Source organism: Candidatus Epulonipiscium viviparus (genome assembly GCF_030708075.1).
Lineage (GTDB): Bacteria > Bacillota > Clostridia > Lachnospirales > Cellulosilyticaceae > Epulonipiscioides > Epulonipiscioides viviparus.
Genome location: NZ_CP117982.1, coordinates 2,396,568 through 2,422,142 on the forward strand (window position 1 = coordinate 2,396,568; position 25,575 = coordinate 2,422,142).

Annotated in this window: 26 protein-coding genes; 13 read left to right on the forward strand and 13 right to left on the reverse strand. The window is 37.0% G+C overall.

Translation table 11 applies throughout. The annotated features are described in order from the left end of the window. Positions 1 to 10 precede the first annotated feature (10 nt). Positions 11 to 802, reverse strand: a complete 792-nt coding sequence (locus tag PCY70_RS09955) for a hypothetical protein (RefSeq protein ID WP_305767231.1) — start codon at positions 800 to 802, stop codon at positions 11 to 13. A 190-nt stretch (positions 803 to 992) separates the two neighbouring features. On the opposite strand from PCY70_RS09955, the gene galE reads away from it, so the two are divergent. The 3 genes from galE to PCY70_RS09970 all read left to right on the forward strand — a co-directional run bounded on the left by galE (position 993) and on the right by PCY70_RS09970 (position 3,066). Further along, entirely contained in the window at positions 993 to 2,009 is a 1,017-nt protein-coding gene (gene galE / locus PCY70_RS09960) for a UDP-glucose 4-epimerase GalE (protein ID WP_305767232.1), read from the forward strand. Between the two features lie 151 nt (positions 2,010 to 2,160). Continuing rightward, positions 2,161 to 2,673, forward strand: coding sequence for a putative periplasmic lipoprotein (locus PCY70_RS09965; protein WP_305767233.1), 513 nt, complete (start codon positions 2,161 to 2,163; stop codon positions 2,671 to 2,673). 18 nt (positions 2,674 to 2,691) lie between these two features. Beyond that, a complete protein-coding gene (locus PCY70_RS09970) occupies positions 2,692 to 3,066 on the forward strand; it encodes a hypothetical protein (protein WP_305767234.1) in 375 nt (124 codons plus the stop codon). 59 nt (positions 3,067 to 3,125) lie between these two features. Here the strand turns inward: PCY70_RS09970 and PCY70_RS09975 are convergent, their stop codons facing one another. Next, entirely contained in the window at positions 3,126 to 3,815 is a 690-nt protein-coding gene (locus PCY70_RS09975; RefSeq protein WP_305767235.1) for a queuosine precursor transporter, read from the reverse strand. 39 nt (positions 3,816 to 3,854) lie between these two features. Continuing rightward, entirely contained in the window at positions 3,855 to 4,598 is a 744-nt protein-coding gene (locus PCY70_RS09980) for a radical SAM protein (protein ID WP_305767236.1), read from the reverse strand. Between the two features lie 282 nt (positions 4,599 to 4,880). Here PCY70_RS09980 and PCY70_RS09985 point away from each other — a divergent pair, with 282 nt between their 5' ends. The 3 genes from PCY70_RS09985 to nadE all read left to right on the forward strand — a co-directional run bounded on the left by PCY70_RS09985 (position 4,881) and on the right by nadE (position 7,520). Continuing rightward, positions 4,881 to 5,900, forward strand: a complete 1,020-nt coding sequence (locus PCY70_RS09985) for a uroporphyrinogen decarboxylase family protein (RefSeq protein WP_305767237.1) — start codon at positions 4,881 to 4,883, stop codon at positions 5,898 to 5,900. 99 nt (positions 5,901 to 5,999) lie between these two features. Next, positions 6,000 to 6,773 (forward strand): HAD family hydrolase, encoded by a 774-nt coding sequence (locus PCY70_RS09990; protein ID WP_305767238.1) that lies wholly within the window; start codon positions 6,000 to 6,002, stop codon positions 6,771 to 6,773. A gap of 21 nt (positions 6,774 to 6,794) precedes the next feature. Next, positions 6,795 to 7,520, forward strand: coding sequence for an NAD(+) synthase (nadE, locus tag PCY70_RS09995; RefSeq protein ID WP_305767239.1), 726 nt, complete (start codon positions 6,795 to 6,797; stop codon positions 7,518 to 7,520). Positions 7,521 to 7,568: 48 nt separating this feature from the next. Here the strand turns inward: nadE and PCY70_RS10000 are convergent, their stop codons facing one another. From PCY70_RS10000 to PCY70_RS10040, 9 genes are all read right to left on the reverse strand, one after another. Further along, positions 7,569 to 9,242: an ammonium transporter gene (locus tag PCY70_RS10000; RefSeq protein WP_305767240.1), complete on the reverse strand. Its 1,674-nt coding sequence runs from the start codon at positions 9,240 to 9,242 to the stop codon at positions 7,569 to 7,571. Positions 9,243 to 9,371: 129 nt separating this feature from the next. Further along, positions 9,372 to 11,459, reverse strand: a complete 2,088-nt coding sequence (locus tag PCY70_RS10005) for a glutamine synthetase III family protein (protein ID WP_305767241.1) — start codon at positions 11,457 to 11,459, stop codon at positions 9,372 to 9,374. A gap of 292 nt (positions 11,460 to 11,751) precedes the next feature. Beyond that, positions 11,752 to 12,996: a protein phosphatase 2C domain-containing protein gene (locus PCY70_RS10010; RefSeq protein WP_305767242.1), complete on the reverse strand. Its 1,245-nt coding sequence runs from the start codon at positions 12,994 to 12,996 to the stop codon at positions 11,752 to 11,754. Continuing rightward, positions 12,996 to 14,246 (reverse strand): protein phosphatase 2C domain-containing protein, encoded by a 1,251-nt coding sequence (locus tag PCY70_RS10015; RefSeq protein ID WP_305767243.1) that lies wholly within the window; start codon positions 14,244 to 14,246, stop codon positions 12,996 to 12,998. Before PCY70_RS10015 ends, PCY70_RS10010 begins: the two co-directional genes overlap by 1 nt. Positions 14,247 to 14,277: 31 nt before the next feature. Further along, complete coding sequence (locus tag PCY70_RS10020; protein WP_305767244.1) at positions 14,278 to 15,390, reverse strand: leucine-rich repeat domain-containing protein; 1,113 nt, start codon at positions 15,388 to 15,390, stop codon at positions 14,278 to 14,280. A 51-nt stretch (positions 15,391 to 15,441) separates the two neighbouring features. Then, complete coding sequence (locus PCY70_RS10025) at positions 15,442 to 16,551, reverse strand: leucine-rich repeat domain-containing protein (RefSeq protein WP_305767245.1); 1,110 nt, start codon at positions 16,549 to 16,551, stop codon at positions 15,442 to 15,444. Positions 16,552 to 16,689: 138 nt separating this feature from the next. Then, on the reverse strand, positions 16,690 to 17,601 hold the full coding sequence (locus PCY70_RS10030) for a leucine-rich repeat domain-containing protein (protein ID WP_305767246.1): 912 nt from the start codon (positions 17,599 to 17,601) through the stop codon (positions 16,690 to 16,692). Positions 17,602 to 17,687: 86 nt separating this feature from the next. Further along, entirely contained in the window at positions 17,688 to 18,476 is a 789-nt protein-coding gene (locus tag PCY70_RS10035) for a vWA domain-containing protein (RefSeq protein WP_010166116.1), read from the reverse strand. A 3-nt stretch (positions 18,477 to 18,479) separates the two neighbouring features. Continuing rightward, positions 18,480 to 19,781: a protein kinase domain-containing protein gene (locus PCY70_RS10040; protein ID WP_044149199.1), complete on the reverse strand. Its 1,302-nt coding sequence runs from the start codon at positions 19,779 to 19,781 to the stop codon at positions 18,480 to 18,482. Positions 19,782 to 19,963: 182 nt separating this feature from the next. On the opposite strand from PCY70_RS10040, the gene PCY70_RS10045 reads away from it, so the two are divergent. The 4 genes from PCY70_RS10045 (at position 19,964) to PCY70_RS10060 (ending at position 23,430) form a co-directional block, all read left to right on the forward strand. After that, positions 19,964 to 20,179 (forward strand): FeoA family protein, encoded by a 216-nt coding sequence (locus PCY70_RS10045; protein ID WP_305767247.1) that lies wholly within the window; start codon positions 19,964 to 19,966, stop codon positions 20,177 to 20,179. A gap of 15 nt (positions 20,180 to 20,194) precedes the next feature. Beyond that, positions 20,195 to 22,168 carry a ferrous iron transporter B gene (gene feoB, locus PCY70_RS10050; protein WP_305767248.1) on the forward strand — a complete coding sequence of 658 codons (1,974 nt, stop codon included), beginning with the start codon at positions 20,195 to 20,197 and terminating at the stop codon, positions 22,166 to 22,168. 15 nt (positions 22,169 to 22,183) lie between these two features. Continuing rightward, positions 22,184 to 22,360: a FeoB-associated Cys-rich membrane protein gene (locus tag PCY70_RS10055; protein WP_305767249.1), complete on the forward strand. Its 177-nt coding sequence runs from the start codon at positions 22,184 to 22,186 to the stop codon at positions 22,358 to 22,360. A 113-nt stretch (positions 22,361 to 22,473) separates the two neighbouring features. Next, positions 22,474 to 23,430, forward strand: coding sequence for a Gfo/Idh/MocA family protein (locus PCY70_RS10060; protein WP_305767250.1), 957 nt, complete (start codon positions 22,474 to 22,476; stop codon positions 23,428 to 23,430). Between the two features lie 53 nt (positions 23,431 to 23,483). Here the strand turns inward: PCY70_RS10060 and PCY70_RS10065 are convergent, their stop codons facing one another. After that, on the reverse strand, positions 23,484 to 24,044 hold the full coding sequence (locus PCY70_RS10065; RefSeq protein ID WP_305767251.1) for a metal-dependent hydrolase: 561 nt from the start codon (positions 24,042 to 24,044) through the stop codon (positions 23,484 to 23,486). Between the two features lie 277 nt (positions 24,045 to 24,321). On the opposite strand from PCY70_RS10065, the gene rpsF reads away from it, so the two are divergent. From rpsF to rpsR, 3 genes are read left to right on the forward strand one after another with little or no spacing between them, the layout of a single operon-like run. Continuing rightward, positions 24,322 to 24,615, forward strand: a complete 294-nt coding sequence (gene rpsF / locus PCY70_RS10070) for a 30S ribosomal protein S6 (protein WP_305767252.1) — start codon at positions 24,322 to 24,324, stop codon at positions 24,613 to 24,615. Between the two features lie 48 nt (positions 24,616 to 24,663). Continuing rightward, a complete protein-coding gene (locus PCY70_RS10075) occupies positions 24,664 to 25,152 on the forward strand; it encodes a single-stranded DNA-binding protein (protein ID WP_305767253.1) in 489 nt (162 codons plus the stop codon). A gap of 25 nt (positions 25,153 to 25,177) precedes the next feature. Further along, positions 25,178 to 25,411, forward strand: coding sequence for a 30S ribosomal protein S18 (rpsR, locus tag PCY70_RS10080; RefSeq protein ID WP_010168622.1), 234 nt, complete (start codon positions 25,178 to 25,180; stop codon positions 25,409 to 25,411). Positions 25,412 to 25,575: the final 164 nt, after the last annotated feature.

Genomic DNA, 25,575 nt, shown 5'->3' on the forward strand with positions numbered 1-25,575 from the left:
AAAAATCGTGCTATTCAAAAAAATCTTTTAATGATGGGATAGTTTTGTTGTTTTCAGAACACTCAACTTTGAGATTTTCATAAAAGGTATTCACAGATTCTGGGTCGTTGGTGTATATAAATCCATCTTTACTTGGAATCGCTCTGTTGCGTAAATAGCTATCTAAAAGCCGAGGCATATCGCAATGATATTGTGAAATCTTGGTAGAAGTGAGAAAACTATCGAGGACGTATCTGCCAAAGCCGTAGCCTCTGTTATCTTCGGTGATGTATAGTGCCTTAATTTTGTGAATTTCTGATTTTGGATTAGAAGCAAGCAAAACGCCAACCGTTTCTTGGATTTCATCTAGATATGCAACAATAATTAAATCGCTGGAATCAACTTGAGGACTGTCTATGTCGAAAATTTTGTTATTGCGGTTGACAAATTTGAGAAGTCTACATATCAATGCATTATCCATATTATTGAGTGTTGTTTCCGCATCTTTATAATCGGTAACAGTAATGCTTTCAAATAGAAGTTTATTTTTACTTCTATAGTCTTTGAGTTTTTCTTTATCTTCCTTATAAAGAGATTGATACTTGTCGATTTTATATTTCGCAATAAGATCATTTAATTGTGTTGGTGTAAATGTCTTTGGTGCATGTTTTAATATAAAGTCTATTTCATCAAAGGCATCAGTGGCATAAGAAATATCAGCATACTCGGATTCTGCCCATGTTTTATTTTGAACAGCTGAATACGAGTTTATTTTTGATAAAAATTTATTTTCATTAAACTTTAAAAAGTCAAAAAATCCCATAAATTATCGCTCCTTTTAAGATGTTTATTTAGAAAATATGGCATACGATTTAAAAATACAAGTTACAAATATGTGATCATTATATAATAATTTGAAAAATTAGTCAATGGAAAAATAATATAATTGCTATATATTGTGCTAAAATAATAAAAAGTTAACAATTAATATTTTGTTTTGGGAGGACATAAATATGAAAATTTTAGTAACAGGTGGAACGGGATATGTAGGGAGTCATACAACTGTGTTGCTTATCCAAGAAGGATACGAAGTTGTAATTTTAGATAACCTATGCAATTCTAAAGTGGAGGTGTTAGATGGCATAGAGAAGATTACGGGGGTTAGACCAGAGTTTTATAATTTAGATTTACTAAATTATGAAGATGTAAACAAAATATTTGATAAACATGTAATAGAGGGCGTCGTTCATTTTGCAAATTTAAAAGCAGTAGGAGAATCTGTTAGAATGCCGCTATTATATTATAACAACAATATTACAGGGACGATAAATTTGTTGCAAATCATGAAAAAAAATAATGTAAAGAATATAATTTTTTCTTCTTCTGCAACAGTCTATGGAATCAATAACACTTCGCCGTTGGTTGAGGCAATGCCGTTATGTGCGACAAATCCATATGGAACAACAAAAATAATAATCGAAAACATACTACAAGATTTATATGCTTCAGACGATGCGTGGAGTGTAGTATCGCTGAGATATTTTAATCCGATAGGTGCGCACGAGTCTGCAATCTTGGGCGAAAATCCAAATGGTGCTCCTAGTAATTTATTGCCGTATATAGCGTTAGTGGCGACAGAGAAGTTGGACCACCTGAGTGTGTTTGGCGGAGATTATGATACTGCAGATGGAACGGGAGTAAGAGACTATGTGCATATTATGGATTTGGCAAGAGGGCATATCAAGGCGCTAGAGTATGTACTTGCTAACAGAGGCGTAGAAGCAATAAACTTGGGTACTGGAAATGGTACGAGCGTATTAGAGGTGATTGCCGCATTCGAAAAGGCATCTGGTAAAAAGGTTGAATATAAAATCTGTCCGCGACGAGAAGGAGATGTAGCGACGTCGTTCGCTGATGTTGCAAAAGCAAAAAAAATATTGGGATGGGAAGCAACAAAAGATATAAATGATATGTGTATGGATTTGTGGAAGTTTGTAACAAAAGCTGACACCGCGGAAAATTATTATTGAAAATACAAAAATTGTAGAATTTAAGGTGTAACAATTTGCGCAGCCCAGAATATTATAATAACAAATATCTTAAAAAATATTTTAAAAATGTTTCGATATAGATATATAAGGCAATAATAAAAGATATACAAATGTGTGAAGGAGGCAAAGAATGAAAAAAATTATTGCAGCAATGGCAATGGTAATGATTGCATTAACGGGATGTGCGCAAAGCTCTGTTATAGAAAAACAAATAGACATGATAAATCCAATTGTAAACGTAGAAAGTGCAAACGAATTTGAAATGCTAGGAATAGCAATAAAAGCGCCGGAAGATGCAACGAATGTTAAATATTCGATTATAGCACAAGTCACAGCTCAAATTAACTTTGACTTGGACAATAAGGAATATACACTGCGAGCATCTAAACAGTTTGGAGGAGCTGGCTTACACGGAATATACGAGGAATTTGAAGAAGAAGTGTCGACAATAGAAACAAACGGAAAAGGTTTTTCGTGCTATACAGAAATAATGAAAACAAAGAACTCTGGATATGTTGTGGCGATGAGTACTATTAACATAGGGGAGGAGAAACCTATTTATATAGCTTTAATAGCAGAGTTTGATGCATTGGAAGAAGAAGTTGTGCCAATAATAGAAGAGATAAACAAGCAATTTATATAGATATAGGAATTTAAAAATATGAATGTTAAAACATATAAAGAAGTAACAAACGGAGGTAAGATTGCATGTAAGTGGAAAGAGATAAAAGCTATAATACGGCAGATCTTTTCAAAAAAAATAGAATATACAGAAACTGACTGTGACGAAAAAGTATGGAGGGATAATACAAAAGACGCAGATATATTAGAAGTAAGTAAATTAAAAGAAATTGAAGAATATACAGAATTAATGAAAGCGAGACTAATATCCGAAATGGCAAGGCGTGACGCAGAAAATATTGATTACACTGATATATCAAAAAAGACAAACCATATAATAGAAGAAGATATATTAGAAGCTAAAGTTATATCAGAATCAATTGAGTATATAGATGAACAGTATGGTACACTCTAAAAAATGCTATTTGCTGCAGCAGAAGCAATTATCGTAAAAGCTGCAGCAGAAACTATTGCCTATTTGGTTTTAAGCTTTCGCGCTATATATATAGCAGGAGTATCTAACAAGCTGGTTGCTATAAATATTACATATGATGAAACAAGAATGTTAAGCAAAGTAGAAAAATCGTATACACCAGCAAATGCGCCGAATGTAAATAAAGCGGTGTTTAAAAGCTGAGAAAGTAATGTGGAGCAATTGTTACGAATCCAAAGCCCCTTTTTGGAGTTGCCAAAGATTTTGCTTGTTTTGTTCCAAATAAGATGGTATAGCCACACATCGAAAAGTTGAGCAATCGCGTAGACTGCAATTCCAACAAGCATGAGTCGTGGAGTATTAGAAAATATCGCATGTAGATATGGCATTGCCCAGTCGCTAGAATTTGGTATGTACAAAAACCAAGATTGAGAGATCAATATAAAAGATATGCTTGCAATGATTCCGAAATGCACCGCTCTATTCGCACTTTGTCTATCTTCAAGCTCGGAAAGAATATCGGTTACCAAAAATGTAGATGCAAAAAGTACGTTGCCTAAAGTTTGCTCCATTCCAAAGGCATTGACCAAGATTAGAACCTCAATATTGGCGGCAATTGTAGCGATAACGGTCCACATATATAATCCCGTTTTGCCTAAAAACCTATAAAATACAACGATTCCAGAATAAATTAATATAAGTGTTATAACTAAAACAATTTCGTTTTGCATTATTGCAACTCCTTTCGTATTAAAAATAATGGCAAGAGATTAGGATACGGGATTGGTGGTAACTCCGCCTACACCAAATGCGGTGTTCTCCATTAAAATATCAACGCGATCGTTATCGATATATAGTGGCAGAACTTCGTTTTGGAATATTTTAACAACTCGAGGGTCGGGCTTAATGGGTGTAGCGTTGGCTTGCATAATGTTGATGCATACTCTTTCAAAATATTTAAGACCAGTTTCTATATCTGCGATCATAGATTGTGCGGTTTGAGCAGGGATGCCTTGAAGTAGACAACATTCGTCGAAGTATTGCGCAATTGCTTTGGGGTCGGCTTCGTCTATGCCTTTGGCTAAATAGCTCTCGCGAAAAAGCAGATCGAATGTTTCGATGCCAATCTTAACCTTGACATTGATGCCGAGATTGCGGAAACGTTCTTTGAGAGCTTGGACGCTGCTGCGATGATTCCAGTGGCATTCAAAATGGATTTCTTTTATATTTCGGTCGACGCAAATTTTTTGTATGAGACCGAGAGTGTTATCGGATAAATCTACAAAGCTGCCAGAGTTGATGACCTCTAATTTTGAGTAGATGCCAGTAACTTTGCTGAGCTGAGCTTTGTTGCAGTAGTCGTTATCTTCTTGGTTAGGGGAGCTGTCGAGATGATAGTCGCAGAATCGGCATTTCCTCCAGCTGCATCCGCGGCCGCGAAGGAGTACAATTTCGCGTTTGTTTTTACTTTCTATAACAGAGTAGCGCTCCATAATTTCGTTTTCTAGTTTCATGTATTACCTCCAAATAATAAAAAAAGCGCACCTAATTGTACGCATCAAAATAAAGCACGCTTGGTGCTTCGTCCTAGTTTTGTTTAGAGACAGGATGGTCACGAACTGTCCTATTTGGTTGTAGAGTTATATTATTATATGCGGAACGGCAAATCGATATGCAAAGGAGAATTGCAAGTTTGTTTGATATTTTTAAATAAATTTGGAAAACTGCTTGAAGAACGTAAAGCAATTTGATAAAATATGGATGTAATTATCATATGTGCAGGAAGGATATCTACTATGACAAGAAGAGAAGTTGTGATTAATGCATTGAATCATATAGAAACAGAAGTTATTCCGTATCATTTAGATTTTACAGAACAGGCGCTAGAGCAGCTGATTGAGTATACAAAAGATCCTGAGATAGAACATAAAATGGGAGAGTTTTTATACTATAAGCAATATTGGGGCTGGCCAACAGAAATGCCAGAAAAGCCAGGCTATTTTAAGGATGAATTTGGTGTAGAATGGAATAGAAATGGTGCAGACAAAGATATCGGGTTGCCAGATGTGTATCAGATAAAAGATATGGGAGATAATGACTATGTGTTTCCTAAATGTGATGAAGCGAGACTTCGTAAAGAGTGCGAAGAAATGACAAAAGACAAAGTGAAGGACGACAGATTTTTGATGTATGGCTTTGGGTTTTTGATGTTTGAGCGTGCGTGGTCTATTGCGGGAATGGAAGAAGTTCTTTGTGGAATGGTTTCGTCTCCAGAAGAGACATTGAAGTTCTTTAATAAAATTGGCGACTACTACTGTCATTTAGTTGATATTGCCCTCGAGTATGATTTTGATGGAATATATTTTGGTGATGATTGGGGGCAGCAAAGAGGATTGATAATGGGCCTTGCGCACTGGAGAACTTATATAAAACCACAAATGGCAAAGCTCTATAAAAGAGTAAAAGATAAGGGGTTATTTGTACTTCAGCATTCGTGTGGCGACTGCCATGAATTGTTTGATGATCTGATAGAAATCGGGCTAGATTGCTACCAAACATTTCAGCCAGAAGTGTATGATATCAAAGAAGTTAAAGAAAAATATGGAAATAAACTGGCATTTTGGGGAGGAATATCGACTCAGCAAGTATTGCCTTACGTGAGCCCGGACGAAGTTAAAGGAGAAGTGGACAAAATAGCAAAAGTGCTGATGCCAGGTGGTGGACTGATTATGGCACCGACTCACGCACTAGCTTTTGATGTACCTCCTGAAAATATTTTGGCCATGGTAAAAGCGTTTAAAGATCTTAAGAGATAACTATTTTACACAATGAGGTGTACTTGAATAACTTGCAATGCTGAAGAAAAGCAGTGTATGTTTAATGAGTACGCCATTTTTGATGCTGAGGGAGGATTTATGATAAAATTAATAGCAACTGATATTGATGGGACTTTGTTGGGGTTAACCAAAACAATGCCAGAAAGGGCAGATGAAATTATTACTAAATTAATCAAAAAGGGTATATTATTTGTCCCGGCAAGTGGCCGTTCTTATAGTGCAATAGAGCATTTGTTTGTTCCGTTCATTAACGACATTGCGATTATAGCCGAGAATGGCGGTGTAGTAAATTATAAAGGGAAAGAACTTTTTACTAAAACTTTGCAAAAAGATACGTTGATAGAAGTTATGGAATTTTTGGATCAAGACAATATATTTCCGATTATCAATAGCAGATACGAATCCTATTTATTGCCTCAAATAGTAACAGTCAGAGAAAAAGTTGCACACTATTGTACTGCAATGAAAGATATAGACCGATTTGAAGATATTGAAAAGGATATAGTTTCGGTATCTATTTGGGTAACAGATGGAAGCGTGGTCGAAGTGTGTAACGAATTAAACAAAAGATTTAATGATAGAGCAATGTTCGTGGCTACAGGAAAATTTTGGATTGATGCTATACCAATGGGGGTAAACAAAGGGATAGGCTTGAAGATGCTTATGAAAAAGCTAAACATAAAATCAAGCGAAGTCATGGCATTTGGTGATTATAATAATGACATAGAAATGTTGCAGTTAGCAGAAACAAGCTATGTAATGGATCACGCTACAGACGAAATGAAAGCGTATGGAAACTTTGTATGCTCTCCAGAAGAAATAATGAGTGAGATAGAAAAGCATGCGTTATAAAATATTGAAAGGAATGAGACGATGGATTTTCATTTAGAGCAAAGATTAGAGTTTATTAGAGATTATGTAAAAATGGCAGGTGTGGCAGGAGTTGTGATAGGAATAAGTGGAGGAAAAGATTCTGCAGTCACAACGGCTTTGTGTGTAAAAGCGTTAGGTGCGGATAAAGTATTGGGAGTTAGTATGCCGTGTAGTTCAAATCCAGCAGATGTAGAACATGCAAAAATGGTGGCAGAGGCATTTGGCGTTGAACTGTTTGTGGTAGAGCTTAAAGATAGCTACGAGCAGATGAAAAAATCTATTTCGAGCCAAGTGGACTTTGAGTTAAGAGATATAGCGTTAGCAAATATAAAGCCTCGACTTCGAATGATCACATTGTATACACTAGCACAAACTAAGAACTACCTTGTGGTGGGGACAGACAATTTAAGCGAAATGGTTATGGGATATTTTACAAAATGGGGCGATGGGGCATACGACATTAACCCATTATCGGACCTAACAGTTAAAGAGGTGCTAGAATTTGGGAAAGAGTTGGGAGTGCCAAAAGTCATATTAACAAAAGCGCCATCTGCAGGGTTATGGGAAGGTCAAACAGACGAGAAAGAAATGGGTGTAACATATAATGAGATAGAAGAATATATCAAAACTGGCAAAACCAACGCTAGGGCTCAAGAAATTATCGAAGCGGCGAATACAAGAACTCAGCATAAACGCGAAATGCCATATTTTTTTAGAGCAAAGTAAGCATAAAATAAAAAAATCCCCTCTTAATAAATAGGAGGGGCATACATATTAATCTTGCAACGCATCGTAGCCTTCTTCACCAGTGCTAATTCTGTGAACATTCTCTACTGCGTGTACAAAAATCTTACCATCACCGATATGTCCGGTATATAATGCTGTTTTAATAGTAGCAACAACAGTTTCGGTAGGGATTTTGCAAACGACGATTTCGATTTTAACCTTAGGTAGAAGAGTTGCCTCGATAGGGTTACCTCTATAATACTCTGGTTGACCCTTTTGGATACCAAAGCCTAAAACCTGAATTACAGTCATTCCGGTAATGCCAATTGCTTCGAGAGAAGTCTTGAGTTGATAAAATTTTGCCTGATTGGTTATCACGGTAACTTTGGTGATTGGTGCACCAGGATTTGAGTTGTCAACAACAGGTATCGCCTTATTAATAGGCACAATCTCGGTTTCTACTTTGGTTGAAATTAATGTAGGAACGATATCTAGCGAAGTCATAGCAAATCCGGCGTAGCTGCTAGCAAGTGCGTGTTCGCTTAGGTCTAAGCCGATAGTTTCTTCTTCTGCAGATACACGAAGCCCATGGAATCGATCGATTAATGCGAAGAATATAGTCATCACAATTGCTGTATACAAAATTATTGATCCGATACCAACAAATTGAGTGAGTAATAAGTCTGTGCCTCCGCCATATACAAGCCCGCCATCAACGGCAAATAATCCTACTGCTAAAGTTCCCCAGATGCCGTTTACGCCATGAACAGAAACCGCACCAACTGGATCGTCCAATTTAAGTTTGATATCAATAAACTCGATACTTACAACAACCAATATACCAGCAACTAGGCCAACGATCAATGCGCCAAATGCATCGAAACTAGCGCATCCAGCTGTAACTGCAACTAATCCTGCCAACGAACCATTAAGCGTCATCGAAACATCGGGTTTACCGTTCTTAATCCAAGTGTATGCCATAGTTGATAAAGACGCAGCGGCAGGAGCAATAGTGGTGGTTAAAAAGATAGAGCCCAAGCCGCCGATTCCATCGATAGAAGTAGCTGCTGCGCCATTAAATCCATACCAGCCAAACCATAAAATAAAGCAGCCCAAAGCTCCGATGGTTAGGTTGTGTCCAGGAATAGCTTTTGCGACGATATTGCCTGTTGCAGGATCCTTTACATATTTTCCGATTCGAGCTCCTAAAAATTTGATTCCTATTAAAGAAGAAATTCCACCAACGGTATGTATAACAGCAGAACCTGCGAAGTCGACAAAGCCTATTTGATATAGCCATCCTTGAGAATTCCAAACCCAGCCAGCTTCGATTGGATATACTAGCAAGCTTAAAATGAGGCTATAAATTAAATATGAACTAAACTTTGTACGCTCTGCCATAGCGCCGGAGACGATGGTTGCAGTGGTTGCGCAAAAGACTACATTAAAAACAAAGCTGGACCATTCAAAATTGGCATAATCGAAGAAAATATCCAAATCTGGAATACCGATAACTCCAAATAAATAGTTTTCGCTCATCATAAGTCCATATCCTAAAAATGCAAAAGCCATAGTTCCGAGACAGAAGTCCATTAAATTTTTCATGATGATATTTCCGGTGTTTTTGGCTCGGGTAAAGCCTGTCTCTACCATTGCGAAGCCCGCTTGCATGAAGAATACTAATGCAGCTCCAATTAAAAACCAAATTCCAAAAGCATCCATAACCAATTCTCCTTTCTAGCAAAAAAAGAGGCGTATAGTCATTCCGAATAGGAAAAACTACACGCCTTTGTGAGTGTTTACATTTATATATATATGAAGTTGTGAGTTAAATGTTACAAAAAATTTAAATTAATTTACGCTATATAATAATTCACCATAAGTCGGAAGCGGCCAGTATGATGACGCAACTTTAAGCTCTAACGTATCAACAATGGTGCGCACCGAAGTCATAGCAGCAAGCACTTTGTCACGATAGAACTGCGCATTTGCAAGAGTATCGGCTATGGTGTGTGCTTCTAAGATAGTTATGTCGAGCTTTTTGATTTCCTCGAATAGATCATAGGATAATTCGTCCAGATCAGTTGCAATGGTTTGCTCGGTGATAGCGCGTATTCCAGCAGATTGCTTAGCGTTTAAGAGATCAACCACTTGTTTTTGGTACGCCATACATGCAGGAAGTATCAACTGTTTAGCAATGTCAGATGCGGTGAGGGCTTCGATGTTTATAACCTTGCTATACTCTTCTAACAAAATTTCATATCTTGAATGCAATTCTGCTTCTGAGAACACATGATTTTTGGTGAATAACTCAACGCTCTTAGGTGAAATAAATGTTGGAAGAGCATCAACAGTGGTTTTTAAGTTGAGTAGACCGCGTTTTTTGGCTTCTTCGACCCATTCTTCGGAGTAGTTGTTGCCATTAAAGATAATGCGTTGATGTTTGGTGAAAGTATCTTTGATGAGTGCGGCTTCGGCAGCTGCAAGATCTTTGGCACCTTCGAGTTTTTTGGAAAATCCATTTAGCACTTCCGCAACGATGGTGTTAAGAATAATGTTTGGTCCAGAAATAGAAAACGCAGAGCCAAGCATTCTAAATTCAAACTTGTTTCCAGTGAACGCAAACGGAGAAGTACGATTTCTATCAGTAGTATCTTTGTTAAAATCAGGGAGAACACTTACTGCAGTGACCATTTTTGAGCTGCCATGGTTGGTATATGCAGTATCAGTGACGATACTATCTATAATAGAGCTTAGTTCATCGCCGAGAAACATACTAACTATTGCAGGAGGAGCTTCGTGAGCACCCAATCTGTGGTCGTTTGCCGCGCTAGCAACACTAACTCTAAGAAGATCCTGATACTCATCGACAGCCTGAACAACTGCCGCTAAGAATAGTAAAAATTGAGTATTTTCAGAAGGATTTTTTCCAGGTTCTAGAAGATTTTCGCCTGTGTTTGTAGACATAGACCAGTTGTTGTGTTTGCCAGAGCCGTTGACTCCTGCGAATGGTTTCTCGTGTAATAGGCAAGTTAGTCCGTGTCGGTTTGCAACTTTCTTGGCGATTTCCATAGTCAGCTGATTGTGATCCGTTGCGATATTAGTAGTTGAAAATATAGGAGCGAGCTCGTGTTGAGCAGGTGCAACTTCATTGTGTTTAGTTTTTGAGAGAATGCCAAGCATCCATAACTCGGAATCGAAGTCTTTCATAAAGTCACTAACACGAGATTTGAGAGTACCAAAATAGTGATCATCAAGCTCCTGGCCTTTTGAAGGGCGTGCGCCATAAAGTGTTCGACCAGTATATATTAAGTCGGGTCTTTTTAGGAACATCTCTTTGTCGATGAGGAAATATTCTTGCTCGGGACCAACAGTGGTGGTAACCTTGGTAACATCCGATTTGCCAATTATATTTAAAAATTTTGTCGCAGCTTTATCAACTGCCTCCATCGAACGGAGTAGTGGAGTCTTTTTGTCTAGAGCTTCGCCGCTGTATGAGCAAAAAGCAGTTGGAATACAAAGCGTGTCATCCTTGATAAATGCATAGCTAGAAACGTCCCAAATAGTATAGCCGCGCGCTTCAAAAGTGGCACGAAGCCCACCAGATGGAAAACTGGATGCATCAGGCTCGCCTTTTACTAGTTCTTTACCAGAAAATTCCATTATAATTTGTCCTTTGCCATCTGGAGAAATAAAACTATCGTGTTTTTCCGCAGTAATACCTGTCATAGGCTGAAACCAGTGAGTAAAGTGAGTTGCTCCAAGTTCTGTGGCCCAATCTTTCATTGCGTTTGCAACAACATTAGCAACACTAAGTTCGAGAGGTTTGCCGTTTTGAACAGTTTCGTTGATCGCTTTATAGATTGTTTTTGGTAATCTAGCCTGCATTATTTTATCGTTAAACACTTTTGAACCAAAAAGCTCGGGAATATTTTTCATTGTTTTCTCTCCTTATTATCAAAATAAATGATTGATATTAAATAGTTTGCAAATTGCATTACGACATTGTAATGTGTCTATACTTAATATGATTAAAAATACGCAAACTATGCATTCGGAAACAAAAAAAAGACGCTGTGAGCTCAAAATAGCTCGCAGCGCCTTTGCTGTTATTTGAAAATATAATATCATGCTAAAGAATAATTGTCAATAGTGAATTTATATTTTAAAAAAATAAAAAAATATATAAAATGAAATTTATATTTTATAAACTTGCAAAAGGTATAAAAATTTAGAACAATTTGATAAGTTGTTGTTCTAAATTTCTGTATTCTATTAATAATTTGTTATATTTATATTTGTATTCTGAAAAATTTTGTTCGGCAGTAGCGAGGTTTTGAGTTAATAAAGATAGATGATTAAGTTGTTCGACAGAGGGTATAAAAATGGACAGATCTTGCAAAAAATTTAACCGTTCGGATTGTGCCGTTTCAAACTTTTTCTTTAAAATATCATATTCTTTATCTTTATTATATAATTGGTTTTCTTTGTGGAGTAACTCTTCTTCTAATTTATAAATAGCAACATCAGTTTTGAATTGATCGACCAAGGCAGAAATTTTTTGTAAATCTACTATTCCAGATACAGAAATATCATCGCCGCTTCCTGTGGAACTAAATAATCCGTTTTTGCTAAAAATAGTTAGTTGTTTTTTGAAATATTTGTTAAAATTATATGTTTTTTCGATTATTTGAACACAAACATGTTTATAAAACGTGTGAACTCCTTTCATATAATTAAAACTTTCTGTGTAAAATGTGTTAGGATATGTATCTTCAACACCGTCGGTTCCCAAAAAACAAGCGGCAATATTTTTTTCTTTTAGATTAATCACTGTGAATTGCATGCTAGCGGCAGCATCGGGGTCGCAGATAGATGTCGTAATGTTTTTGGTGCATCGAACGTCCGAAGGAATCGGCTGATCTGCAGTTCCATCTTCATAAAATATGATACATCTGCCATCTCCTTGTTGCAATAAAATTAAGCAGTTGGGTAGTTGCAACGCGGCGATCAATGTAGTTCCATATATGCTAGGAGGATAGGTAGGGCTTGATTGTACAAGAAAATCTCTAGGGGGAAAGGATAGATAATCTTCGTTAATGAATAAAATGGGGTTGTTGTTGTAATGAGTAGTTATTTTATCGTTCCATTTGGCGACGATGGTTTGAGTGAGAGAGGACAAAACGATTTGCCGTCTGGGATTGGGGTGAAACAAATCTTCGTAAATAGTATCAGCTGATTCGGGATCAGAAAAAATTAATTCGGCAAGTTTTTTCAATGAACTAAGAGCGGTTTTGGCAGCAAAGCGCGCTCCCGTATTGCTGCGGAAGCATTCGTCGGAACCATGTCCATCTGCAACTACGGCTATGTGATATCCCATTTCAACATTGCTATAAGATGTCGAATAATCCTGACAAATTTGATTGTTGGTGAAATGAGAATGACCTAATACTGTTTGGTTAAAAGTAAATAACATTAGAAGTCACCTTCCTTTAATTGTTTAAGTTGTTCTTCTAAAGCAATACATTCATTTTCGAGAGTAGTATATATTTTTTTATAAGCAATAAAGTTTTTCTGAGCAATTTGAAATGCCTTTTGTGGTTGTGAATTTGTCTTTAACAGAGCGCTAATTTTTACGACTTTCTTTTTGTGTTGAGTAAGGGAAATTTTTACAGTATGTTTGGAATTAAATTTATTCTTGATTAAATATTTTGGTAATGAATAAGCAAAAGTTTGCTTAGCATTTTTTGCTGCAGTAGATAAAATTTGATATTTTCGACTTTTACTGCGAAGTTCGTCTTGTTTCCAATATAATTTTTCTTCTATTGCATAAATTTCGATTTCTCTACAGAATTTATCAGCAAATGTAGCGAGTTTTTCGATATCAACTATTGCCGAAACGGAGACGTCATCGCCACTGCCTGTTCGACTAAACTTTCCATACCTTGAAAAATTAGACAAAAATTGAGAAGTATCGATGGTACTTTTTAAAACCTCTAAGCATAAAAATTTATAAAAAGTGTGTACACCTGCCATATGATAGTGAGAACCAGAAAAAGCCTGATATGTATCTAAATATGTATCGGATATGCCGTCAGTGCCCAAGAAGCAAGCAACTACAGGAGTTTCTGCGAGGTCGATAATTTTGGTGCGAATTCTAGTCGCAGCATCAGGGTCGCACATAGAAGAAGTAACATTTTCGACGCAACGTTCATCCTTTGGAATGGGTTGAGCGATCCTGCCGTTTTCATAAAATATAACGCACTCTCCATCGCCTTGCTGAAATAAAATTAAACATTTTGGCAGATGCAATGCCGCGATAAAAGTGGTGCCGTAGATGGTGGCAATGTCTTTGGCAGAAGCTTGCGATATATTGTTATGGTAATGATCAACAACGGCACAGTTCCAAGTGGTAACGATAGAATCGGTTAGCGCACGAACAGAATTGCATCGCTTAGGAGCAGAAAATAGTAAGTCATTGTATATAGCATCGGGAGATTCTAATACTGCTGCGGCAAATTTTTTTAGATAGTTGATTGCGGTTGTGGTAACTATGGCAGAGCCAACATCACTGCGAAAACATTCGACGGAGCCGTGGCCATCTGCGACTACTGCAATATGATATTGGTTGCGAGGATCTGTATATGATGCAGAATAATCTTGCAAAGGCTGGTTTTGCATCCAATGATGATATCCTTGTACGCTCTGATTAAAAGTGTATAGCATAATGAAATTCCTCTTTTCTTCGATTAATAATTTAATAAGATTTAGTTAACAAACTCCAAATTTTATCACCAGGTACCAAGACTTCCATCTTGGCAATAGATACAGTTTGGTCGGCATATCTATTTGATGTAATCTTAGTTTTTATGGTTTTTAGTGTAGAAGGTACAACTATATATTCGAGTTTTTGGCAGCCGTTAAAAATTGAAAAGCCTATAGATGAAACGCCCTCTAATAATTGGGCATTACATAATTCAAAGCAATTGCCAAAGGCTTCGTTGCCAATATTACGAACGCTTTCGGGTGTTTCGATAGAGCGCAAAATAGAGCAACCTTTAAAGGCGTAATTGCCAATATTGCGAACGCTGCGTGGAATGGTGATAGATTCGATATTGCTGCAGCAGTCAAAAGCAGAATCGCCGATGGCATCTACCGTGGAGGGGATATCGACGGTTTTTAGACTTCTGCAATCGCTGAATGTTTCGGTTTGTATAGCTTTGACGCCTTTTGGTATTGTGAAATGCGTAAGGCTGGTACAATTAAAAAATGCTCGAACGCCAATGGTCTTAAATTTTGATGGCAATTGTAGTGAAGTCAAGTTTCTGCAGTTAAAAAAGGCTTCGTTGCCTATAGATGAAACGCTGGAAGGCATTGTTAAAGTTCGAACGCTAGAGCAATTATAAAAAGCGCGGTCTCCGATAGAAGTGACGCCTGATGGGATTGCAATATTTTCGAGAGCACCCTTATATTTTACCAAAACTTTGTTTGCTATAAGAAATTGATCGTTATCTGTAGGGGGAGGGGGATTGCTTGGTGCAGCGGACTCAATAGTGATATTTGTTTCGACATATTTACCGAACTTAGCATATACAAAATAGTTAACAACCATTGTAGCTAAATCGTCTTGCCACATGTATCGAGAAACTAATTCACTAATAATTATGCCGATGGCTCGAGAATCGTTTTCGGAGTTGACCGTATCGATAATGGATATAGCAACGCCCTGATTTACTGCCAATGTTAGCATATATGTGTCTTTGTTATTTAATAAATCTTTAATGAATGATATCAATCTATGTTTGTCTTTAAAAACTGCAGAACCATATTGAGTATAAATTTGATGAAGTACTTGTGATGTTTCGTTCATTGCAATTCCCCCTTTTGAAGTTATAATAAAGTTAGAGATATTAGCTATTATTTACACGAAAAATTTCCAAAATGAGTCTATAGGAAGTAAAACTTGCATTTTAGTAGCGTCTCGATGAAATTTTTGAATACTTGTTTGAGTAAATTCGGTTTTTGTATAATGGATTTCTGTTAATGTCGCTGGAATAACGATATATTCTAATTGAGTACATTTTTCAAATATAGCAGTGCCAACAGATGTAACGCCCTCCAATATTTCTGCAGTGATTAGGTTTGAACATTCACAAAATGCACTGTCACCAATTGATACTGCACCTGCACAGATGCTGATGGATTTAAGATTTTTACAATTTTTGAATGCGGCATTGGCTATTGTTTGAATTTTGGTAGGTATAGTAATATCGATTAGATTAGTACAGTTGTAGAATGCGTGTGCGCCAATAGAGGTTATGCTTGGGGCCAAATCTACAGTGGTTAAATTAATACATTTGTAAAAGGTTTCATCATTGATTGCGGTAATGCCTGTAGAAATTGTTGCAGTTGTGAGATTGATACAATCCTTAAATGCCTTTGCGCCTAGAGATGTTACGTTTTTTGGGATATCAATAATTGTTAGATTACCGCAATTGACAAAAGCTTCGTCTTCGATAGTTGTAACGCTGGCAGATATCGTGATAGTCTGTACGGTGTGGCAATTGTAAAATGCGCGTTCACAAATAGTTGTAACGCCTGCTGGAATCGTAACGTGTTCTTGCTTGCCCTTATACCTAATTAGGCGACTGTCTATTATAAGAAATTTATTTTTGTCGTGTAGTATTTCGGCAATTGCAGAAGTAGCGGGTTCATATGCTATAGGAGTGTAGGCGCTGCCAAATTTTGCTTGTACAAAGTAATTTACTGCAATTGTTGCAACATCTCTTTGCCACATATACTTGGAAACAAGCTCATCTATTATAGCGGTAATCGCATCATAATCTTCCACCGAAGATACTGTGTTGATTAGCATTGTGGCAACGTTTTGATTTATTGCTAGCGTTAGCATAGAGACATCATTGTTTTTTAACGAATCTTTAACTGTTTGTTTTAATTGTGATTTATCTTGAAAAAATTCATCACCATATTGTGTATAAATTAAATTAAGTGCTGTTGCTGTTTCGTTCATATTAAATTCCTCCATATTTTTAATAAAATTTGTAATTTTTTATAAGAAAACGCTTTAGTTTATAGTTGAGTTTTTCGTAGGTATATTATTATTTATATTAAAACATAGGAGATATCTATGTTAAATTAGTAAAAAAAGTTAATAAACAATTTTGCTTTTTAATGATTGCGTGGCAGCGGGAATTGCGTTTTTGCCTATAAATTTGACTGCAGATGGAATTCTAATAGTCTTCAATTTGGGGCAACCATAAAAGGCCCAATCTCCAATGTGAGTAACGGTTTCTGGAATATTTATACTAGTGAGGTTATCGCAATGCAAAAAGGCTGCCGTTCCTATAGAAGTGACTCCGTTTGGTATAATTAAAGTTTCCAAATTATTACAATACGCAAAAGAATAATTTCTAATAGAAGTCATGCCTGCAGGAATAGATACAGTTTTTAGTTGTGTACATTCTTCGAAAGTGCTGTCTTCTATGCTAGAAACACCGGCTGGAATATTTATATGCTTGAGGTTGGTGCAGCGGTAGAATGCGGCCGCGCCAATAATTTTAAGGTTGTGTGGAATAACAACAGTTGCTAACTCACATTCTGCAAAGGCTCTTGAGTCTATAGAAATCACGGTATTTGGAATGATGGCATCTGCGTGATTGCCGAGATATTTTATAAGAACTTGATTTGCTATATGAAACAGTGAGTGATGCGTGTCCAAAATTGATTGCGTGGTTCTGGTTTTGAGATACTTAGAGGAATATGCTGTTCCAAATTTGGCCTGAACAAAGCATTGTATTGCTGTATGAGCAACATCCTCGCGCCAAAAGTATTTGGAAGACAAGTGTTCGGCAAGTAACTGTATTGCTAGAGTATCGTCTTTGAATTTAATCTTGTCGATAACATCGATGGCAACGTTGTGGTCGACTGCCTGCAATAACATTAGTGTATCTGTGTTTTTAATAAAATCATTAATCAACCCTTTCAATTTAGACTTATTTTTGAAAACTTCTTCTCCGTATTGAACATATATTTTGCGAAGTATTTGTACGGTATTGTTCATGAAAACCTCCTTAATACTCAATTAATAAAATAAAAATTTTACTGCAGAATCTGGGCAGAAGCTGCAGCTGTAATTAATCTCATATTTTACCAATTATCATCATCATCCCAATTATTATTATTGTCCCAGTTGGCATCGTCGTCTTGTGAAGATTTGGAATTATTGCCTAGGTTGGCGATTATGTTGGCGGGTAGAGAGTTGTCGTCTATAGCATCTTGGACAATCGCAGAGCCGTTGACAAAGCTGCTGGTAGTGCGAGATGAAGATGCTAACATGCTGGCGCGTACGGTAACAAATTTCATCAGGCGCTTAAATAATTCCAAATCACTGGTTTTGATTACGGCTTCGCTGTTGCCTACTATAGATGATATGATAGCGGCATCGGCATCGTCTCCGATAGCAAACCCAATCTTGGTGGAGCTTGTATACCAACGGTTTTTGCGCAACTCGGCTAATGCCGCGGCGTATTCATCGGTCGGATATCCATCGGTCATAAAAATAATTACTGGCATTAATGCACCGGTCATAGATTTTAAAAATCCGTTGCGAGATAGTTTGATATCAAGTTCGCGTAAGGCAGCTCCGATGTCTGTTACCCCTCCTGCAGATAGATGCTCCCACTCAAATTCGTCGTCGAGTGATTCAGGGCCATTGTATGTAACCCATTTAGCGCCCGTACTAAACTCCAATACGGCAATTTTGAGTTTTGCATCAGCATTTTTTTTTGCAAGATCTTTGAGCGCAACGGTGCATTCTTCCATTGCGGTATTGAGAGCTGCAATTGGAACGCCGGTCATGCTTCCGGAAGTGTCTAATACATAAAATACATGAAGTTCTTTGCGTGGCATTTCGTCTATTTCGTTAATGGCTGGCATGGTTTATACTCCTTTCTTTGCGTTGATGAAGATGGGTTGTTCGTTTATGGTTAACTGGATTCCCTCTTTTAATGGGACCGCTTCGTTTGTCGCAACTTTGCGTGGCTCACCTTTGGAGGTAATAGCATTCCAGTTGTGACCGCTTTTGTTTTCGATAAAAAGTTTTCCAGATTTTGGGTTTTGTGTAATTAAAGCAACGGGGTCTAACGCCTGGTTATCGTCGGTTATGCTAATTTGGCATTTATAAATTCGACTGCCTTTTAAAGCGGGGATGCTGTATTCACCGAGATTGAGTTCAAATGATACACCAGCGTTGCGGCCGCATTTTTCACATATGGCAACACCGCCGTTGGCAAAAATTTCGTTACCGCAAGAGCAAGAAATAATACTACTTCGAAATCTGGTAAAAACTTTGAGCCATTCGATTTCGGTGGGTCTAGCAGAAGGCTTGGTAAACGATTTTTCGCTAAAAGCTTTGAGAAATATTTCTTTAATATAGTCTGGAAGAGCTGGCCAGATTAGTAGAGAGTTTCGGTGAATGATTTTATCGGGGCCATTGCTTTTATTTTTAGGATCCATTATAAAGACGGGATTGCTGCCATAAAGTTCTTCTTGAATTTTGGGAGTGAGTGCAGGAACAATGTGGCGTTTGCCTTCCAATGGATGATTTAAGCAAAATAAAGCATATAAAATTACAGACATAGAAAAGCGGTCACTGAGGTTGTTGGGTTTAGTTTTGCCAAGAACAACTTCGGGCGCCATATATCTGGGCTTACCGATAATGCCGGTATCCTCACCGTTTGGTGCTACATTATCGTTATCGCAAATCAAAATTTTGCCGTTTTGAGGATTAATAAAAAAATTGCCATCGTTTAAATCTTGATAGCTGTATCCTTGATTATGTAGTTGCCTAAAAGCAGAAACAATATTGAGCGCAGCATCAGTAACGCGGCGATAGGAGCGAAACCGAACAGTGCACAGCAAAAAGTCTGTTAATTCATAATATTCTGCTGGTTTTAAATTCATAATATATCCGAACGTATCTTGATGCCAGTGAGTGATATCGATTGGCCAAAGAAAATCTTCGCTTGGAGTTCCGCGTTCCACATTTTTTTTGAGATTGTCATAAAACAGTTGAGCCTTTGCTTTGTTGCCTAAGGCAGATTTTTTGTACCACTTAAGGGCTTTTTCTTCACCGTTGTAAAGAACTTTGTAAACGCTGCCTTGTCCACCTTCAGCTAAAAACTCTTTTACCACAATATCTTTTTTGCTGAATAAAGTTTGAATCGAGAATCCTAAATTCATGAACAAACCTCCTTCTAAAAATTTTTAACGATAATATTATAACATGTTTTTTGCGAATTTACCATAATTTGGACATATTTAATTTTGTGCAAAAAAATGATAATAATATTGACAAATTTGTAATCAAATAGTATAATTTAGTTTAAGCTAACTTGGTTAAGATTATTTAAGGAGGAAATGATATGACACTAAAAGAAGCGCCAATAAAAACAACTTTTTTGATCAAAGAGATAATTGCTAATGATAAGATAACAGCTTTTCTGCGTACATTAGGATGTATGGATGATGAAGAAATTACTATCATTTCGAAAATAAGTAATAATTGGGTAATAAATGTAAAGGATACCAGATACGCAATTGATAAAAATATAGCAGAGTGTATTGTATTATGTGACTAACTAGGAGGATATTTTATGATAAAAATTGCATTGGCAGGAAATCCCAATAGCGGAAAAACTACACTATATAATGCCCTAACGGGAGAGCAAGGGCATGTAGGAAACTGGTCGGGTGTGACGATAGATAAGAAAGAACACCCTTTGAAGAAAATGTATGTGCCTGAAGGTGAGGAAGTTGTATTAATAGATCTTCCGGGGGCGTATTCAATTTCTCCATATACAGAAGAAGAGGCAATCACCAAAAATTTTATAACAGAAGGGCAACCAGATGTAATAATAAATATTGTGGATGCGGCAAATCTAAATCGCGGATTATTTTTTACGACTCAATTGCTAGAGCTGGGTATTCCGGTAGTGGTGGCGCTAAACAAGCAAGATGCTATTGCCAAAAAAGAAATAATTATCGATAACAAAAAGTTGGCCGATACGCTTAAATGCAAAGTGGTGGCGATATCGGCTCTTAACAAAACTGGTTTGGAAACTCTCGTAAAGGTTGCGCTAAAGCTCAAAGATAAAAAAGAGCAGGAGTGTTTTATGCCAGAGTTGATGGTAGAAATCAATAGTAAAAAAGAAAAAGATACCCTCGATAAAAAACGATTTAAAGCGGTAAAAGATCTTGTAAACGAGTGCGAAACTCGAGCTAAAAAATCTGATGAACTTACATTTTCGGATAAGGTAGATAAAGTTGTAGCGAATAAAGTTTTGGGGATTCCGGTTTTCTTTTTTGTTATGTGGGCCGTGTATTGGTTTTCTCAAAGTTTTGTTGGAGGTAGTTTATCAGACTATTTAAATGATGTTGTCTTTGGCGAGATGGTGCCGGAGGCGGCTCATTCGTTGCTGGCGTCTATGAATGTAAATGAATTTTTATCTGCGTTAATTGTGGACGGAATTGTTGCAGGCTTTGGTGCGGTTGTTGGTTTTCTTCCTTTAATTATGGTGCTATTTTTCTGCTTAAGTTTATTGGAAGATAGTGGATATATGGCTAGAGTTGCTGTAGTTATGGATACTTATTTTAAGAAGATAGGATTGTCTGGAAAATCTGTTATACCTATGGTTGTTGGATCTGCTTGCGCAATTCCTGGAGTTATGGCAACAAGGACTATCGAAAATCCGCAAGAGAAGAAGATGGCGGCGATACTAACTCCGTTTGTGCCTTGTGGAGCGAAGCTTCCAATTATCGCATTGTTTAGTGTCGTGTTTTTGCCAGAGTATTCATGGGTAGGCCCTAGTATGTATATTGTTGCGATTGTGATAATTATTATTTCTGGTCTCATACTTAAAAATATATTTAGAGTAGAATATTCGAAGTCAATGTTTATCGTTGAGCTTCCTGAATATAAAATACCAAGTTTAAAAAATGCCTGTATATCGATGCTAGAAAAAGGATGGGCGTTCATTGTAAAAGCGGGAACCATAATCGTGCTATGCAATATGATTATTTGGCTATTGCAATCATATAATTTTTCGCTCCAACTTGTAGATCATGCTGACGCGAGTATGTTGGCGACAGTGGGAGGATTGATCAGCCCGTTGCTTATTCCGTTGGGAATGGCGGGGTGGCAACTGGGCGCGGCAACGCTTACTGGCTTTGTTGCAAAGGAAAATGTTGTAGGAAGCTTGGCTGTTATGTATGCGGTTTCTGGCACAGCATTGGCATCTGCAAATAGTCCGCTACTATCAGTATTTACTTTGGAGACTGCAATAGCGTTTATGGTATTAAATTTGTTTACGCCACCATGCTTTGCGGCAATAGGAGCGATGAATTCTGAGATAGGAGATAAGAAGTGGCTTGCTATTGGAATCGGATTTCAAATTTTGACCGGATACACTCTTGCGATGATTGTGGCTCAGGTTGGAGCAATTATAAATGGCACTGTTGGAATGGGAATGTTAATTGCGGCAATAATCATTGCAATTGAAATAATCGCCTATATAATGCTTGTAAAAAGAGCCAAAGAAAAAGAAAGAGCACAATTCATGGCAGCGTAGGGAGGAGAAAATCTTATGGGAAATGTCATTGCGGTACTTGTAATAGTGGCTATAGTGGGAGGAATAATCTGCTTTTTGGTGAAGCAACATAAAAATGGCGGCGGTTGTCCGGGCTGCAAAGGTGGCTGCAATAAATCATGTAGCATCAAAAGTAATGAAAGTAATGATAAAGACGATGAGATAGAAAAGTAAGATTTTGAGGCCGGCAATAGTAGCTGGTCTATTTTTATGCCAAAAATACTGGTATGGGTACCTTGAAAAATTTTGTTAATATAGTAACATTTGAAAAAAAAGGAGTTGCTAAGATGAATATTGGAATTTTGGGAGCAGGGACAATTGCAAATAAGATGGCAAAAACAATTTTGGAGATGGATGAAGCGGTGGCATATGCTATTGCGGCCAGAGACTTAAAAAGAGCCGAAGTATTCAAAGAACAATATGGGTTTGAGAAAGCATATGGTTCGTATGAAGAGATGTTGGCAGATGAAAATGTGGAGCTGGTCTATGTCGCAACGACGCATAATTGTCATTATGAGCAAGTGAAAATGTGTTTGCTTGCAGGAAAACATGTGTTGTGTGAGAAGTCGTTTACAATTACCGCGGCAGAAGCGAGAGAACTGTGTGAGTTATCGGAAGAAAAAGGTTTGTTGCTTGCAGAGGCGATGTGGACAAGATATCTACCAATTTATGGCATATTAGAAGACGTGCTAGGTAGAGGAGAAATAGGAGAGATCTCTTCTGCGGTAGTAAACTTTGGAGGAAATCTAAAAAAAGAAAGAGTTTGGAAAAAGGAGCTTGGAGGAGGAGCACTGCTAGATTTAGGGGTGTATGTATTAACGGTGGCAAGACTAATATTTAAGGCAGAGATCAAAAAAATAGTATCGCTAGCTGTAGTCAATGATGATGATATCGATTATGTAGACAATATAATAATACAATTTGCAAATAATAAAACAGCGATATTGCAAGCAAATCAAACTGCTATTATGAGTTCGCGAGTAGAAATATTTGGATCTACCGGATATATAGAAATGGGATCAGTTATGAACCCGCCAAGCATAAAGGTGTATGGACCAGGACAAGAGTTGCGCAACGCATATAAGAGACCAGAGCAAATTACAGGATTTGAGTATGAGGTGCTTGCGTGCATAAAAGCTATTCGAGAAGGAAAGGTAGAAGTCGAAGAATTGCCACACAAAGAAATGATATATATAATGGAGTTAATGGAAAATTTATTAAAAGAGTGGCGTGCAAATAAGTAGAAGTTGCAAGTGGTTTAACAAACATAAATGCCTGTGTCACTTGCAATTTTATTTTAGGTAGTAAGAATAATTAAGCATAAAATAAATGTTGATAGTAGATAGTACTTTTTTATATTTGTTGAGGCCAATATACAAGCAACAAGAGAGGCGGCACTCCATATAGCCGCTATAGGCCAATTCTGGGTGTAGCCAAAATAGGCAACAGAAAGTAGAGTTACAAACATAACAAATACAGACTCGGCAGCGCTTCCGGTTGTAATGGCGCCAAGGTGTACTTTTTGCGATGTGATAGGTGCTAAAATAGCCACTCCTTTGGGTGTAAAGCAATCGGTAATAATGTGGCTTGTATATCCGATAAGCATTCCAATTGCAGCGTAGGCACCAAAAAATGCATAAACGAGAAGGCTTATAATAGTTGCAACAATAAAGCTGTGGGCCAATCCTCTATGATGAAAATTGAAGGTGCTGGCAAAGGAAAAATATTTATTGATAGAGGTAGAGGGGTGATCTATATCGGGTAATAGACTTCCGGCCATGCTCCAAACAAGAATAGTGGGATTAAGAGTAATGGCTCCTAAGCATACTCCAACTTTGAGGTGTGTTTCTCCGGTCATGTAAAAATCTCCTTTATTAAAATATGTCTAATAATATCACAAATCGACAAGAATTTGCAAGACGAAAATTAATTAAACTTTAATGTATAAAATATAAAAATGATGTCAATTCTCTATATGAGGAAATTTTGATGTTACCTTGTCGATTTTGTAAAAAAAAATATAAATTTAGATAAAAGCGTTGAAATTTGGAAAAGCTTATGATAATATATTGACTTGGAAAAAAATCCTTGCTCTATCTTTGCGGATAGGGCCACTAGTCCAAAAGGAGGTACTCATGACTAATAAGTATGAATTAGCACTTGTGTTAGTTACTTCATTAGGCGAAGAAGAAAAACAGGCTCAACTTGAAAAAATCAAAGAGCTGATTGTACGTTTCGGTGGAGAAATCACAAAAGTTGATGACTGGGGCAAAAAGAAACTTGCCTATGAAATTGACAAGAAAAAAGAAGGTTTCTACTACTTTATCGAGTTCAACGCAGAGCCAGATGCTCCAGCAGAAATTGAGAGTAGACTTAGAATCACAGAAGCTGTTCTTCGCTATTTAATCGTTTCTTTAGAAGAAAAATAGGAAGAAAAAATAAGAAAGATGTATTATGTATTTGAAGGAGGAAAGAAAATGAATAAAGTGATCCTTATGGGACATTTAACTAAAGACCCGGAGGTGCGTTATTCGCAATCAGCTACGCCGCTTGCAATTGCAAGATATGGTATAGCTGTAAAAAGGACATATACAAGAGAAGGAGAGCCAGATACAGACTTTTTTAATATAGTTGCCTTTGGTAAAACAGCAGAGTTTGCAGAAAAGTTTTTTAAAAAGGGCCTAAAAGTGTGTATTGCTGGAAGAATTCAAAACAATAATTGGGAAGATCAAAATAAAGTTAAACACTATAATACTGAAATTATAGTGGATGACCAGGAATTTGCAGAAAGTAAGTCGTCGTTTCAAGCACGTGTAACAAATGGAGGGACTTCTTACAATGATGGTCAATCAAATTATGGTGAGAACAAAGCATATAATCCGACTCCTCCTTCGAATGATAATGACATGGGTGGGTTCACCCCAAAACTTCCTCCTATGGAAGAAGAAGAAGATCTACCTTTTTAATAATTAATGAAGGAGGACTATATCAATGTCAATGCAGAAAAGACGCGGACGCAGAAGACGTAAAGTAAATCAATTTGCAGGCGATAATATTAAAAAAATAAACTATAAGGATATTAACACTCTTAAGAAATTTATTTCTGAACGAGGAAAAATCTTGCCTAGACGAATTACTGGCAACTCTGCTAAAGCACAACGCAAACTCACAGCAGCAATTAAGCGCGCAAGACATATTGCGTTATTGCCTTATACTCAAGATTAATATCAATACTTGAACGATATGAGTATTTAAATGCTTTATAATATCAAAAAGCTTCTATCTGGCGGTTTTTATTAATATCGAAAGCTTAGGATAAGTAGCAAATATAAGTAAATCAAATATGCAAAAAGAAAGGGTATAGACCACAATATGGTTTGTACCTTTTT

Bases quoted from the DNA above. Each gene is read 5' to 3' on its own strand.
- PCY70_RS10040 (WP_044149199.1), bottom strand. From the start codon at position 19,781: ATGAATTTAGGATTCTCGATTCAAACTTTATTCAGCAAAAAAGATATT.
- PCY70_RS10055 (WP_305767249.1), top strand. From the start codon at position 22,184: ATGGGAAATGTCATTGCGGTACTTGTAATAGTGGCTATAGTGGGAGGA.
- PCY70_RS10015 (WP_305767243.1), bottom strand. From the start codon at position 14,246: ATGCTATACACTTTTAATCAGAGCGTACAAGGATATCATCATTGGATG.
- PCY70_RS10000 (WP_305767240.1), bottom strand. From the start codon at position 9,242: ATGGATGCTTTTGGAATTTGGTTTTTAATTGGAGCTGCATTAGTATTC.
- PCY70_RS10035 (WP_010166116.1), bottom strand. From the start codon at position 18,476: ATGCCAGCCATTAACGAAATAGACGAAATGCCACGCAAAGAACTTCAT.
- PCY70_RS09990 (WP_305767238.1), top strand. From the start codon at position 6,000: ATGATAAAATTAATAGCAACTGATATTGATGGGACTTTGTTGGGGTTA.
- nadE (WP_305767239.1), top strand. From the start codon at position 6,795: ATGGATTTTCATTTAGAGCAAAGATTAGAGTTTATTAGAGATTATGTA.
- PCY70_RS09965 (WP_305767233.1), top strand. From the start codon at position 2,161: ATGAAAAAAATTATTGCAGCAATGGCAATGGTAATGATTGCATTAACG.
- galE (WP_305767232.1), top strand. From the start codon at position 993: ATGAAAATTTTAGTAACAGGTGGAACGGGATATGTAGGGAGTCATACA.
- feoB (WP_305767248.1), top strand. From the start codon at position 20,195: ATGATAAAAATTGCATTGGCAGGAAATCCCAATAGCGGAAAAACTACA.
- PCY70_RS09980 (WP_305767236.1), bottom strand. From the start codon at position 4,598: ATGAAACTAGAAAACGAAATTATGGAGCGCTACTCTGTTATAGAAAGT.
- PCY70_RS10045 (WP_305767247.1), top strand. From the start codon at position 19,964: ATGACACTAAAAGAAGCGCCAATAAAAACAACTTTTTTGATCAAAGAG.
- rpsF (WP_305767252.1), top strand. From the start codon at position 24,322: ATGACTAATAAGTATGAATTAGCACTTGTGTTAGTTACTTCATTAGGC.
- PCY70_RS10030 (WP_305767246.1), bottom strand. From the start codon at position 17,601: ATGAACAATACCGTACAAATACTTCGCAAAATATATGTTCAATACGGA.
- PCY70_RS10010 (WP_305767242.1), bottom strand. From the start codon at position 12,996: ATGTTATTTACTTTTAACCAAACAGTATTAGGTCATTCTCATTTCACC.
- PCY70_RS10020 (WP_305767244.1), bottom strand. From the start codon at position 15,390: ATGAACGAAACATCACAAGTACTTCATCAAATTTATACTCAATATGGT.
- PCY70_RS09985 (WP_305767237.1), top strand. From the start codon at position 4,881: ATGACAAGAAGAGAAGTTGTGATTAATGCATTGAATCATATAGAAACA.
- PCY70_RS10060 (WP_305767250.1), top strand. From the start codon at position 22,474: ATGAATATTGGAATTTTGGGAGCAGGGACAATTGCAAATAAGATGGCA.
- PCY70_RS09975 (WP_305767235.1), bottom strand. From the start codon at position 3,815: ATGCAAAACGAAATTGTTTTAGTTATAACACTTATATTAATTTATTCT.
- PCY70_RS09955 (WP_305767231.1), bottom strand. From the start codon at position 802: ATGGGATTTTTTGACTTTTTAAAGTTTAATGAAAATAAATTTTTATCA.
- PCY70_RS09970 (WP_305767234.1), top strand. From the start codon at position 2,692: ATGAATGTTAAAACATATAAAGAAGTAACAAACGGAGGTAAGATTGCA.
- PCY70_RS10075 (WP_305767253.1), top strand. From the start codon at position 24,664: ATGAATAAAGTGATCCTTATGGGACATTTAACTAAAGACCCGGAGGTG.
- PCY70_RS10025 (WP_305767245.1), bottom strand. From the start codon at position 16,551: ATGAACGAAACAGCAACAGCACTTAATTTAATTTATACACAATATGGT.
- PCY70_RS10005 (WP_305767241.1), bottom strand. From the start codon at position 11,459: ATGAAAAATATTCCCGAGCTTTTTGGTTCAAAAGTGTTTAACGATAAA.
- rpsR (WP_010168622.1), top strand. From the start codon at position 25,178: ATGTCAATGCAGAAAAGACGCGGACGCAGAAGACGTAAAGTAAATCAA.
- PCY70_RS10065 (WP_305767251.1), bottom strand. From the start codon at position 24,044: ATGACCGGAGAAACACACCTCAAAGTTGGAGTATGCTTAGGAGCCATT.